Source organism: Vreelandella sedimenti (assembly GCF_013416325.1).
Classification (GTDB): domain Bacteria; phylum Pseudomonadota; class Gammaproteobacteria; order Pseudomonadales; family Halomonadaceae; genus Vreelandella; species Vreelandella sedimenti.
In genome coordinates this window covers 1-13,542 of sequence record NZ_JACCGK010000008.1, presented here as the reverse complement: position 1 = coordinate 13,542, position 13,542 = coordinate 1, and the positions used below count along the sequence as shown (strand labels likewise).

Sequence of the window (13,542 nt, the reverse complement as noted above, 5' to 3'; positions counted from 1 at the left end):
GCGGAAAGCCTGTCATTCGATCGGTTCGGCGCTGCCGTCCGGCCGGTAGCCGATTGCATGGATAAGTTCACCGAAATTGTCGTTCTGTAACTCGAACCTGACAAAGCCACCTAATACCGCCACCGGCTGACCGTCTACACCGAAAGTAGCCTCCGCGATGACGTAGCCGCGCGCATCGAAGGCCTGCGCTAAACGGTGATATCCGTCCCGATGCAGCACTGGCTCACCGTTGGCCCCGAAAAAGGCTTGCTCGGTAATGTTACCGCGCGCATCGAAGGCCTGCGCTAAACGGTGATAACCGTTGCGGTGCAGCACCGGATCACCGTGGATCCCGAAGTAACGCTGCTCGATAAGGTTGCCGCGCTCATCGACGGCCTGCGTGAGGCGGTGAACTCGGTCCCGATGCAGCACCGGCTCACCGTTGGCCCCGAAGTAGGCCTCCTCTGTTAAGTTGCCGCGCGCATCGAAGGCACGCGTGAAGCGGTGATAGCCGTCCCGGTTCAGCACCTGCTCCCCGTCGACCCCAAATACAGCCCACTCAGTAGTGTTGCCGCGCGCATCGAAGGTGTGCGCGAGGCGGTGAAAACCGTATCGGTTCAGCACCGGCTCACCGTTGACTCCAAAAGCTGCCTCTGCGGTGACGTTGCCACGTGCATCGACGTCCAGCGTGACGCGGTGATAACCGTATCGGTTCAGCACCGGCTCACCGTTGACTCCAAAATGGGCCAGTGCGGTGACGTTGCCACGTGCATCGACGTCCTGCGTGACGCGGTGACCCCTGTCCCGGTGCAGAATGGGCTCACCATTGACACCAAAGTAACGCTGCCCGATAAGGTTGCCTCGCTCATCGAGGTCCTGCGCGAGGCGGTGATAACCGTATCGGTTGAGCACAGGCTCACCGGCGACCCCGAAGTAGACCTCCTCTGTGGGGTTGCCGCGCGGATCATAGTCCTTCGCTAAAAGGTGGTAACCGTTGTCAGTTAGCACCGGCTCACCGTTGGCCCCGAAGTAGGCCCACTCAGTAATGTTGCCGCGTTCATCGAAGGCACGCGTGAAGCGGTGATTACCGAAGCGGCTCAGTATCGGCTCCCCGTCGACCCCGAAGTGGGCTTGCTCGGTAATGTTGCCGCGCGCATCGAAGGCACGCATGAAGCGGTGATAGCCATCCCGGTTCAGCACCGGCTCCCCGTCGATCCCGAATAAAGCCCCATCAGTGACGTTGCCTTGTGGATCGACGGCGTGGATGAAGCGGTGATACCCGTCCCGGAGCAGTACCGGCTCATCGGTGACACCAAAGTGCGCCTGCCCGATGAGGTTGCCGCTTGCATCGAAGGCCTGGGTGAATCGGTGATATCCGCCCCGATGCAGCACTGGCTCATTGTCGTCCCCAAAGTAGGCCTTATCCGTTATGTTGCCGTGCTCATCGAAGTCCTGTGTGGAGCGATGATAACTGTTTTGGTGCAGCACCGGCTCACCATTGACCCCGAATAAGGCAAGCTCGGTAGAGTTGCCGCGCGCATTAAATTTCAGCGCTAAACGGTGATAACCGCTGCGATGCAGTACCGGCTTACTGTCGACCCCGAAGTAGACCTCCTCTGTAGGGTTGCCGTGTGAATCGACGGCCCGCGCGACGCGATGATAGCCATCAGTATGAAGCGCCGGTTCATCGTTCACTCCCAAATAGCGTCGCTCAACCCGGTCACCGAGCTCACTGTGCGTAATGTCCACCGCTACGATGCCGCGTCGGCTGGCCTGCGGCTCGCCGTTAAAGCCCAGATTAAGAACACGGGTTGGCACGAAGCTTTCGCCTTGATAAACGAAACGCTGACCAAAGACCCCTTCGGCGTTGGCACGGCGCGCTCTGTTGAGATTGAGGTATATCCGGCGGATAACTCGGCCCTGCTCATCGTAGTGAATCTCGTGCCCGGTAACATCCGAGCGCTGATCCCCGCCCTCTAAGCCAATTTCAAGCCCGCCCGCGGCGGCTGCCTGTGCCAGCGGCGCATCCCGATGCTCTTGCCTGAAATCCACGAACTGGAACTGGCCGGTTGCCGTATCACGCAGACCACTGAAGTTCTGTCGCATCACCAGCCGCTCGTTGCGGTCGCGCAGTTCGATCTGCTGGACGCTGCCATCTTCGCGGTAGAACACCTGTTGAATGGCTGCGTCGTGGTTATCGTCGTCTTCACACAGTTGGCCGGCGCTGTTGACGCGCAGCACCTGTCGTACCCTATATTGACGCGATTCGATGCGAAAATGGGTCTCACGGCCGGCGCGGGTGACCGTGTCCAGTTGGCCAACGCCCACTGGCACACTCCATTGTGAGCCGAGGTTGGCGTAGTAGCTGATCTTGAGCCGGTTGTAATCCCATGCCCAACCGCCGGCCGAGAGCATCAGCATGGCTGCCACGGCGGCGACTGCACGCCGGCGGCGCTGGCGCTTGCGCTCACGGCGGGCGAAGGCGTCAAAGCCGAGCCCAGTGATGCCCGCCACCGCCTTGAGAAACGCGCTGGTCCAGCCATCGCCCCCCGGGCGAATATCACCCGCAATCGGCTCAGTGCGGGATCCGGTCATGTTGCCTTCGGCATCCACGCAGTAACGCAGGGCTGGCGGAAAGCATTCCTGCTCTGCCGTTGCCGGGTCGTCCGAGGCATTCGGCTCGCCGTCCAACATAATGGCGATAATGCGGTCTTCACGCCCGAGGGACTTGAAGTAGCGCACCTCCTCGTTAACCCATCTTGATTTGGCCGCATGGGGCGAGCTCAACACGATGAGATAACGGGAGGCGCGCAGCGCGTCCTGGATCGTCGCGCCGAGATCTGAAGATAGCGGCAGCTCTTCGCGGTCGCGGAAAATAGGGAAGAGTCGGCGTGGCACCGGCTCATCACGCCCGGGACGACCCACCAGATCACGTGGGACGCGGTAGGCTTCAAGCTGCCGGTGCAGCTTTTCGCCAATGCGAGCGTCTTTCGACGAATAGGAAATGAAGGCCCAGTAGCGGTATTGGTCTGAAGGTTCGGTCATGGGCCTTTTCTCCTAGTCTGTTTCAGCGCAGGTGCCCGGTGCCCTGGGAAGTGAAGAATCCAGAAAGAAGCAAGTGAGCCAGATGATGTTGATTGGAATGGTCATGGGCGTTACGAGATGTCAAAGCAAGAAGGGAAGTGTTCAATACTGACACTTTCCTGCGCCGCGGCAAGCCCGATCGCCAGTAGCTGAGCACTATTGTTATGGGCCGTCATATTTCGTAAGGCCTGTACCCGTGAACTGGATAGGTCGAATCCCAGCTCGGCAAGCGGCTCGCGTTCCAAAGGCGCGTTATAACGCAGATAACTGAGTGCTGGCTCAGGAGTTAACAGGTCTCCGCTCAAATCGCCGACCTCTGAGTCGAGTGTCCATGGGGTCAGTGATCGGGACAGATATTGCATGAGCAACTGAACCTGAGCGTTGGCGTCTTCCATCAGCATCTTCGGTACCTCTATGGGCCAGTTTCATGCTTTGGCGCCAGCTACCTTGTCGACAGGATCGCGCTGTTGCCAACTGCCAGTGTCTATCGAAACCATCAACAATTGGTCTTCACCCCTCGGCCAGTGGAACGGGAACCCTTTCAGTGTTGCTAGAAGAAACATTTGCCAAGCTGGGTTATTTGCCATGCTCACGCCGCCATCCACGAAGGTACCGACTTCGCCTTGGCCGACATCAAACTTTGTGGGTACGAAAAAGTAAGGGGCTGCGGCACTGGCATAGACAGCGTCACGTAACGCAATGTGTCGGTTCATCTCATAAAAGCGACCGTGAGGGTGATTGAACAGCGGCCAGGTGCTGCGAGTGTCAGCGCGCTTGGTGACGATGCACAGGCCGGTAGCCAGTCGTTCATCACCAAGCGTGTAGTCGTCAAATACTTCGTTCAACACCGCCTGGAGTGGCTTGGAATCGAATCTGGAGTGCCAGGCTCGCCAGTTTCGACGGGCGAATATCCGTGTGGTGACGTCCATGCCGCGCCCGGTAAGGGTTTTCATCTCCATGCCCATGGCCAGAGCTGCTGCCAAGATGGATCCCACGCTGGTCCCGCCAATCAAATCAAAGTAGTCGCTGAGACGCATATCCGGGCGTCCATGACGTTTGCGGAGTTGCATCTCAAGTGTTTCGAGAAATCCCAGCAGCAGGATGCCGCGCACGCCACCGCCGTCTAAAGTCAGTATGCGCTTGGGCGTTGAGGATGTAAGACGTTGCAGTAGGGCGCTATTCATCCGCATACCTCCTTGAGATACCTCAGAACCCCGGGGTTAGCTCTCGTTCGCTATAAATCAACCGCCAGATTCGTAGATCATCCGACAATGTCAGGCTTACCTGTCCCAGCAGACGTCGAATGGTCGGTCGATCCGGTGAATCTCGCCTCGCATTGAGGGATTTCTCCAGCTGTTCCAATTCCGACACCATGCGTCGTGACTGCTGTGCAGCAGAACGAAAATCCCCGGTGGCGCGGATACCGAAGATCGCCGCCCCTACAACCGGCAGTGTGGCGCCAAGCAGGGTGGCCAGGGGTTTGTAGAAGTCAGCGGCCAGTTGCCAGCCCTGGAGGTAAAGCACGAAGGCCAACAGGTAGAGAGAGCCGCTGGCGATAGTCGCCCACAGCGCCACCTCTGCTGCCGTTTCAAGCCGATGATCCAACATGTGTAATTGCCTGGCGTTCTCGCGGTGATAGCTGAGCTGGCTGTCGATCTCCTCGCCCAGTGTTACGTCGATCGCCACTTGTAACGCTTTGGTGTCGATTACCGCCGTGGGCGGCGTAATCTCTCGCAGCGATGCCCTGACGTACCAGGCGATCCAGGTCTGGTTAGGATTGCCCCCGAGATTGTTGAACGGACGAATGGGCGAACTACCCAACAGCAGCGGCAGCCGGGCCGGGCGGAGCGCTTCGGCAAGGCTGCGATAGTCGAGCCAGCGGTCACGCCACTGCCTTTTATGACCGAGCCAGGTGGTCATTAGAATAATGGCAATAATGGCAAGCTCGATCAGAACAAAGACCGCCTTTGCCGTTTTGCTTTCCCAGAAAAAGACGGCGAGCAAACCCACAAAGACTGCCAGCGCTGCAAGTGTGAAATTGGCGATATAGGCACTGCGAAATCGATGTGAATAGTGGATAGCAAGATTGTCTGCGCCTAGCCAACGCGCTCGCAAATGCGTATCGAGGTGATTGCGAAATGGTGTACCGCCTATCTTCTCGGCTGCCTGGCCCGTTTCAGTCCAGGATTCCTGATACTCGCGGGCCAGGCCGTTGTCGACACGCAGGGAAAACCGGCGGCCCGGTAGGAAAGCCCAACGCAACAGGTTATAGCCACAAGCCCAGTTACGGGGATAAAAGGTCTCTTTCTGGAAATGCCGCAAGCCAGCAGTGAGAGGAGGATCATCGTGGGCTGTATGAACAGGCTCTGGTAGAGCGAGGTGTTTCTCAACCTGTTTAGCGAGGGTGGAGTGTGCATCATCGTTGTCCAGATTGATCGGCTGCCAATCACCTTCTTCCAGGGGATCGACGGCAATGTCAGGAACTGTCCAGAGTTTGATGGTACCGTCCAGGGTGATCAGCACCGTAATGACCCCACGCAGGCGTGCTTCGTTGACAATCTCGGCTGAACCACCCAAGCCATCGGCACACTTCTCGTCCCAGATAGCGATCAGGATGTCCGAATGCGCAAGCATCAGGTGCCCCGCTGCAAGATAGCCATCGTTGCGACCATGAGGCGTTTCACCGAGATCAAGCTCAGTGCAGCTCTGTACGGCGTCATCGTCGAATATACCCTGAAACTTCTCCAGAGCGACTCCTTCAAAGTCCTGCGCATAGCTGGCGCGGGGAAAGGGGAGTATCAGGTTTAGATGATAGCCAGCCTCCACGGCTGCATCGGTTACGATCTGATCCGCACCCTCGGCTATCGCAGTCGCGAGTCTCAGATGAGGTTGGTTCGAGGAAAAAGGGGCAGCATCTCCCAGCGCATCATTTCTCCTTTGCAATGTCTGGGTGACTGAGGCGAGGTAATGGAGAACTTCTGAGGCACGATCATAAAGTCTTTCTGTATCAACGCTTTCGAGCTTGTGTGGGCGATGCCCGGTAACGCCTACCCGCAAAGTAAGGCGCGGGGCAATGTAAGGGCTTTTGGGTAGCTCCACCATGGCCTCCATGTCTCAGATTTCCAAAAATGATGAAAGATCAGCTTGGCTGGCATGGGACAAGCCTTGCTGAGGCCAACGGAGTGCCTGGGCGCCCTATGCCGGTGGTGGCTTTATCCCGTCAAGTGCTATATCTAACAATAGTCAAAACTTAGCGATAAGCTGATTTTTTACACTCCGGCGCAATATGCCTTTTTAATTCGTGTTGGACGACAGTACGGTGAGTACGAAACTACGGGCAATCATTGCTTAATGGCTACCAACAGTTACAAGAATGGGTCGCGATAAAGTAAGTCGATAGTTTGCATAACTACGCTTTTAATTTAGACAACGTGGTTGACAGGTTCTCGCTTCATTCAAGCGCGCTTGTGGATAAATCCCATGTTGTTGGCTACCCGTTTAAGTTCATCTGAATTGTGGTTATGGGGCTATGTTTATTAGACCCTTCCTTCAACGTGAGGCCGTCACTATGCAACCAGTCCTAAAAGTATTCCTCAGCTATTCGCATTGTGACAAACGTGTGGCTCGCCGACTTAACCGTTGTCTGACCGCATATGGTTTCAATGTCTGGATCGATGAGTGCGAGCTCAAAAATGGCGCAGAGCTCTCCCCAACTATTCGATCTAAAATTGAGGTTGCAGACATGCTGCTGGTCATCGCCTCTCAGGCATCTGCAAAGCCGACCTCTTGGGTAGCGCGGGAACTCGATTTCGCTCGTGAGCACGACAAGACAGTCATCCCATTCTTCATTGAGCCTTTGGGAAATCATGAACGTTTTGAGGACTACTTGGGGGTCGATGCAACGTCGCCTCAGGCGTTCGCTGACGTCGTCCACTGCCTGATGCGCGACCTTTACCGGGAATTCAATCATGAGCTGCCGCCTGCTAGCCCAGCCTTGCTTACTGCAGGGTTGCGCGAATTAGCGAGAGAAGAGCCAGACATTGCACCACTTATCAACGGCTGTCTTGATTTCGAAGGTTTGCATCTAGAGAACATGGATACGGTGTACAACGCGCCCTTTCATTCGCTCGACGAAGCGTTAGACGCACTGTTCGATCTGAAATCTAATGAAACAATCGCTAACCATGCAGCTTACGGATTCTGTCTGGCAGGAGCTGGAACGAGGGCGCTTTCGTTGTGGATCTCATCAACTGGAGATGGCGGGTTAACACTGGTGACCGCCGTCGGGAGCAAGCGTCTTGAGCCTGCGCTCATTCCAGCGGCGATCAAGCTGCTGTCAGCCTGTAACCCACCTAATAACCACGCGCTTTACAAATTTATACAGCATAATGCCGCGCAATTATCTGAAGCTCACCTCCGCTCGGTGATCCGTCTGGTCACATGGCCGGTGCGCGCCGATACGGATCAGCAAGGCGATTTGCTTGGTTGGGTAGCGTATAAGCACTTTCCGGAAGCCATTGTGATCCAGCAAATGTGGACTCGCTGGATTCATGCCGGCGCGTTTGACGGTAAACCCAATTCTCCAAGTGACTTGGCCCACTACTTGACCAAAGCTCATAAGGAGGAGCTGCGCGGAAGAGAGCGCATTAACGAGGCACTCCGAAGCCATGTTCGTGGATACTTGCGCTCCAGAGACGAGAAGAAGGTGTTTGTTGCTATGGATCACGTCCAGGCCACAGCAGACGCGGACACCCCAGGCGTAGACAACCCAGTTCTTGCCTTGCTGCTTCGTGAGGTGGAAGGGGTGTCAGGGACCGCTGAATGGAACGATTGGAGGGCAAACGACCCAGATACAGCTGAATGGATGGGGTGGTACGTGTTTGAGATTGCGAAGGAAGCCACAGGAGAGCGGGACTGGCTTCGAGCGTTGGATAACACTAAGCGGATGGTGGCATTTGAGGAGCTACGCCGGCGAATTCTGACGAAAGACAAACAGGAACCCAAAGAGGAGGAGTAACGACGTATCTGTTTCCAACCGTTAACATCGACGAATCTTGGGAGCATTCCCCCGCTTGCCGATTTGTTCGCAATGTTTAAAAGTCAGTACCACTCATGCCTGCGAAGTCAGTCTCATATACAAGCTTAGCCTGTAAGCTTTATATCAGATATTTCTTAAAGACCGCTTTTGGCCGATTTAAGAACCTTGGCCTATATTAATACTGCAGCATCCACAGGTTTCAACTCTGAACAGCCATCCGCAGGAAGCACAAATTCATCAAGCCTTTGGATCGCACTTTTTCTGGTAGCGTTTAAAATATGAATGCTTTCATTACTGGAATAGCCTATTATAAAGCTTTTAGAACAAAAGCTAATGTTAATTATATCTATGTTATGCTCAATTTTCAGAGGTTGGTGAGAATTTTATAACTAGCCTTACGATCAAAAATTAGTGTTTGACCCTTTTATATCAAGAATTTAGAGGTTTTTGGCTAGGTGGGGCTTCTCAGCAAAATGTGCATGTGCATTAATAAATCGTTTGGCTTCCATTTAAACCTACTAAAATAAAATAATTGTGATGGAATTTATTACGATGCAAGAAAATAATAAAATCAGTCTTTTAGAACCTAGTCTTGCAGATATACAGGCAGGGCTTCCAGCCCACTTTATCAAATCTATTATTGATTTTTTGGGCATAAGTTACGCTGAATTTACTCGTATCACCGGATTGTCAAGCTCAGTCATTCGACGCAGGGAGATGAAAGATAATAAACTTAATGTCGAAGAATCAAATAAAATTGCAAGTATTATTAGAGTAATTGTTTTGGCTAAAGCTAGCTTTACTTGTTCTGATGATGTTACTCGATTGTGGTTTTTTATGCCTCATCCGGCACTTAATGAGGAAAGGCCAATTGACCATTTACAAACTGAGGTTGGCCGCAGATTAGTAGAGCGCTCAATTATAGGGGCAAGCCAGCCAAGCTTTTCAACCTTTCATAGCCCATCCGAATTAATGGCAATGAAAAAAACTGAATTAAATGAGAAAAGAATATTTTTATGCCACGGGAAGGAGGATAAGCTATTAATTCGAAAGCTTTATAATAATCTTAAAGATGATGGTATGATCCCGTGGTTTGATGAAGAAAATTTGATAGGCGGAGTGGAATGGGAGCAGGCTATTAGGGAGGCTGTGCGCGCAAGTGATATCGTGCTTGTTTGTTTGTCAATTAATTCGGCGAGTAAAATCGGCTTTGTTCAAAAAGAAATCAAAATTGCTTTAGATGCGGCAGAAGAGCGTCCGGAAGGAACCATTTATATTATTCCAGTGATGTTAGAACAATGTCAGCTTCCACAGAGGCTTTCGAAATGGCACGCAGTAAACTATTTTGAGAAAGAAGGCTATACAAAGTTACTTTTGGCGGTAGAGAAAAGTATTCAAATAGTTAATACCTAACCATGCCTTCAACTCGGAAGAGTTTTCGTTAGCGCTGTTCACTCAAAACGCACAGTTTACGTTAGTTGTTATATAAATGCTAAACGGTTATAACCTTTCGGCGCGCAAGCTTTCAATATAGTCGGAGCGAGTAACTAAATCTCGTGAGTCTCGTGAGGGCAGGTGTTGTGGGGCAGTCGATGAATTCGTAACAATTGGCCGCGCGGCGAATGATTTTTGCTGCTTCGCGGTTCCAAACCTACGCGTGAGCTGTGCATTACATCAGAACTACCTTAAAATCTGCTCTTGGCCGAATGAGGAATGTTAGTCTATGGTAATAGTTGGTGTACGGCACCTGTTGACCCAAAGCTGATATCCCAGGACTTAAGACGTACATGTTCAACCGTATTTTCAGGATACACTATCTTTATATACTTAATATAAGGTTTTCCAGTAAGTCAATGGGAAGTGGGTGCAATATAATATTTTATCAATCCGAACCCTTTGACATGATATTAAGATGCGCCATCCAATACTTGTTAAATATAAATGTTGGGTCTTATGAATACAATACAGCAATATCCTCGAGTTTTTATCAGTCACAGTCATCAGGACAAGCCATTTGTCGAGCGACTTGTTAAAGACTTGCTTGATGCTAATTTAAATGTTTGGGTGGACAAGCAAGAGCTTGCTCCAGGGGATTCTGTTATTGAAAAAGTTTCCCATGGTTTGAGGAGTAGTGATTAATTAGTGGCGGTTATTTCGAGTTCTTCGATTAAATCAAAGTGGGTTCAGGCCGAACTAAATGCAGTGTTGTCTAATCAGCTTTCGGGAAAAATCGGCACTGCCATCTTGCCGGTGCTTATTGATGATGTTGATATTCCTATATTACTCAGAGATACTCTATACGCTGATTTTCGTGATGATTACAAACAAGGAGTGAGCTCGCTTATAAAGGCATTTCGCCAAGAAGATCCTGTCCCCTTGTTAAAACTACAGACGAAGCCTACAACTCTTGTTTCCACCCAGAGCCCTTGCTTAGCTGCCCTTGATTCGTTGACAAAAGCCGATTTGCGTAGACGAATCAAGAGCAAGCTAAATCGGGTTGAAGTAGGTGTGATTTGGTACGATACGTTATATTCGAATATGGAAAACGACCTGTCCGGGATCAATATCGATATGTGCATTATTGAACTGATTGAACGCTCTGTACAACGTGATCTCGTGCCGAATTTACTGGATGCTCTTTGTCACAATCGACCAGATGTTGCCAATCCTTAGTTATAGTTAACGAGAAGTTTCAGGTGACGTCAGGGTTGCGGCGCAGATCAGTCGCACCTTAACTGACCGTTATATGAGAATGCGCTGATGGTCCGCTCATAGGCCGATAGCTGACTTTGAAGAGCGGCTGCCCTTAATGGCACCAGGTAGGCACATGATTTTTTTACTCCCTTGGGGGTTCGACACGACGCCTTGATATATCTGGGATTGCTGTAGCTTTGCCGCCTAATTTTGCTAGGCGATTAGCATTTTGGATACGCACATAGGCTTTCAAAGCTTCATGAAAAATGTCTGATGTATTATCCAGCCCAGGCTCAGCTGCTTTTAAAGCTAGTTCGTATAGGTCATCGTTAATGTCGATACTTATTTTCATGTTCAGCTCCTTGAGCAGTAAATCAAAATGACCATGCTTGGAAGGATAGGGGTATTGGTTTAAAGGAAACCATTAAGCAATCTTATTTGCTTCGTTATGTCGGTTTGCTATAAGTAGATTATCCTGCATGTTCATTTGCTGTGCGAAAAGTTCAACAATGTCTCGTGTATGATCTGGCCGCAAATGGGCGTAATACTTGATAGTTGTCTGGATATCGCTGTGTGCCATTAACTTCGAAACGGTCAGCAAGTCAGCGCCAGCCATGACCAACTGGGACGCGAAGTTGTGGCGAAGTGTATACAGAACTAAATCATCTGGAAGCTCGGCAAAAGAGCGTATCTTTGCCCATGGCTTCTGCATCGCAGTTGGATCAAAGCGTTTGCCAGTTTGTGGGTTAGGAAAAACTAATCCACTTTTCGGGCTCCCTTGCTGTAAATGCCAGGTGCCCAGCACGCTAGCGGCAGCGTTGGAAAGAGGGAAATTCATTGGTTCTGGATGATGGTGAGCGGTTTTTTCGATTGTTTTTCGAATAATCTTGGACTTTAAATTAATCTGCACCCAGTACAATCCAGTGATATCTCCTGGTCGTAAGCCTGTGTAATACATAGTAAGTACCCAAGGTACGACATGATCTACGTAAATGACATTATCGAGATTAGGTAAATAAGCTTTTCCATGTGCACGACTATTCGTTCGTTTTTTACGTTTCTCATTTTGGTATGCTTCTAGCCCTGCAAATAACGCGGTTATTTCGCTAGGTTCCAGATATCGCCGCTGTGAAGCCTGCTCGGCAATTTCTTCATCAGTTAGGGCAGGACGCTGCAAGCTAATGCGCACCAGTGGGTTTGACGGGATTACCTCGCGTTCTGCCGCATGTGCTAGCAAGCCACGAAGAGCATCATAGGAGCGCTTTAATGTGCTAAACGCGCGTGGCTTTGTAGCTTTTTCTTGCTCAGCTTGCCAGCGTTCTACATCAGCACGAGTAATATCGCACATCGGTTTGTCCAGCCAATCAGCAAAATCTTTTTCTATACGGCGAAGTGTACCGGCTCCGTCTTTTCGTCGATTCTGGTATGCAGAATAAGGTCCTACTAGATAAGCTCGCAAGGTGAGTTGCTGCTGACGCAGGTTTTCTGCTTTTACTGCTTCAATCTCGGCACGGGGGTCTCCTCCTTGTGCCACTGTAGCTAGCGCTTCAGTAGCATTTTTGCGCGCCTGGGTTGCTGTCAATGTGCCATAACGGCCAATCGTAAGAATGCGTTGCTTGCCGGTCTTAGTGCGATAGAACAAGCGGAAAGTTAAACCGCGTTTGCCCGGCCTCACATGGTAGCCAGCTAATTCAGTATCGAAGACGTTTTCGCTCGGCGGCTCCTTGGTTAACTGCTCAAGCGCTTTGCCGGTTAGCTTCATTTTTCCTGTGTTTGCCATGCTTGGTCTCTTATCTTCTAGGTAGCAAATAGGTAGCAGAAACAGAATATAATGAGGTACAGCAGTAAACAACGGGAAAGCCATGATTCACGATTAATTTAATGTTTTTCAAGAAGTTAATGTTGCTTATTGTTTCTGTTAGTTCCTGCTAAAATATGATGTAAATGGAATGGGGTTGCAAAGGTCGCAGGTTCGAATCCTGTCGCTCCGACCAAGAACATATAAAATGGTCACTTAGCTAATTGCTACAGTGGCCGTTTTTGTTTGTATGCTCACGCGCAACCGATGTACGTTGGTAATGCTCGAGTACCTGCTCTGCATTCGCCTTTAGCGTTTCTCGCCACGCCACAGGGGGCAGTAATCCTTTTAGATACTCTTCGTGAGGCTTGAAAATTTGAGGATTGCTTGTGTGTTGGGCTACCAATAAAAAATGCCTGATTCATGTATTGACATATCTAAAAACATCGATATAGTTAAGGTCATGGAATTAATCGAAATATTTAAAGCCCTCTCAAACCGTACGCGCCTTGAAATCCTGAAGGGTTTGAAGGATCCCGTGAAGAACTTTCCTCCCCAGGATGAAGGAGACGTTCATGAGGTGGGTGTTTGCGTCAGTAGCATTCAAGAAGGTGTCGGACTATCGCAGTCAACGGTGTCTGGTTATCTTGCAACTCTGCAACGAGCGGGCCTGATCGAAGTCAGGCGCATCGGGCAGTGGACTTACTACAAGCGCAATGAAGAAACCATCATTGCTCTTGCCGAGATCATAAGGAAAGAGCTGTAATCATTTATATGGTTATATCGATAAATTCCGATATCTCTTTTTTTAAAAGCGAGGATTTGCTATGGGCTGATATCACAAAGGAAACGTGTAAATTTTTTAACAGTTTAAATCGAGAAATCTCGATATCCCTTTTTATCGAAGCGAGGATCTACAATGAAAGCGCAAATACTTAACTCATTTGGC

At 50.8% G+C, this 13,542-nt stretch carries 9 protein-coding genes and 1 pseudogene; 4 read left to right on the top strand and 6 right to left on the bottom strand.

Going from position 1 to position 13,542, the window contains the following annotated elements:
* Positions 1-12: 12 nt before the first annotated feature.
* The 4 genes from HZU72_RS10170 to HZU72_RS10155 all read right to left on the bottom strand — a co-directional run bounded on the left by HZU72_RS10170 (position 13) and on the right by HZU72_RS10155 (position 6,174).
* Positions 13-3,024 carry a toll/interleukin-1 receptor domain-containing protein gene (locus HZU72_RS10170; RefSeq protein ID WP_180091698.1) on the bottom strand — a complete coding sequence of 1,004 codons (3,012 nt, stop codon included), beginning with the start codon at positions 3,022-3,024 and terminating at the stop codon, positions 13-15.
* 110 nt (positions 3,025-3,134) lie between these two features.
* A complete protein-coding gene (locus HZU72_RS10165) occupies positions 3,135-3,464 on the bottom strand; it encodes a patatin-like phospholipase domain-containing protein (protein WP_180091697.1) in 330 nt (109 codons plus the stop codon).
* A gap of 24 nt (positions 3,465-3,488) precedes the next feature.
* Entirely contained in the window at positions 3,489-4,247 is a 759-nt protein-coding gene (locus HZU72_RS10160; RefSeq protein WP_180091696.1) for a patatin-like phospholipase family protein, read from the bottom strand.
* Between the two features lie 22 nt (positions 4,248-4,269).
* Positions 4,270-6,174, bottom strand: coding sequence for a DUF4231 domain-containing protein (locus HZU72_RS10155; RefSeq protein WP_180091695.1), 1,905 nt, complete (start codon positions 6,172-6,174; stop codon positions 4,270-4,272).
* Between the two features lie 457 nt (positions 6,175-6,631).
* On the opposite strand from HZU72_RS10155, the gene HZU72_RS10150 reads away from it, so the two are divergent.
* The 3 genes and pseudogenes from HZU72_RS10150 (at position 6,632) to HZU72_RS10135 (ending at position 10,774) form a co-directional block, all read left to right on the top strand.
* Positions 6,632-8,080, top strand: a complete 1,449-nt coding sequence (locus HZU72_RS10150; protein ID WP_180091694.1) for a toll/interleukin-1 receptor domain-containing protein — start codon at positions 6,632-6,634, stop codon at positions 8,078-8,080.
* Between the two features lie 573 nt (positions 8,081-8,653).
* On the top strand, positions 8,654-9,514 hold the full coding sequence (locus HZU72_RS10145; protein WP_180091693.1) for a TIR domain-containing protein: 861 nt from the start codon (positions 8,654-8,656) through the stop codon (positions 9,512-9,514).
* A 528-nt stretch (positions 9,515-10,042) separates the two neighbouring features.
* Positions 10,043-10,774 (top strand): annotated as a pseudogene (locus HZU72_RS10135) (toll/interleukin-1 receptor domain-containing protein).
* Positions 10,775-10,937: 163 nt separating this feature from the next.
* Here HZU72_RS10135 and HZU72_RS10130 read toward each other — a convergent pair.
* Positions 10,938-11,147: a type II toxin-antitoxin system VapB family antitoxin gene (locus HZU72_RS10130; protein ID WP_180091690.1), complete on the bottom strand. Its 210-nt coding sequence runs from the start codon at positions 11,145-11,147 to the stop codon at positions 10,938-10,940.
* Positions 11,148-11,219: 72 nt separating this feature from the next.
* Positions 11,220-12,575: a site-specific integrase gene (locus HZU72_RS10125; protein WP_180091689.1), complete on the bottom strand. Its 1,356-nt coding sequence runs from the start codon at positions 12,573-12,575 to the stop codon at positions 11,220-11,222.
* Between the two features lie 481 nt (positions 12,576-13,056).
* Between HZU72_RS10125 and HZU72_RS10120 the strand changes: the two genes are divergently transcribed.
* Positions 13,057-13,359 (top strand): ArsR/SmtB family transcription factor, encoded by a 303-nt coding sequence (locus HZU72_RS10120; RefSeq protein WP_180091688.1) that lies wholly within the window; start codon positions 13,057-13,059, stop codon positions 13,357-13,359.
* The last annotated feature ends 183 nt before the right edge of the window (positions 13,360-13,542 follow it).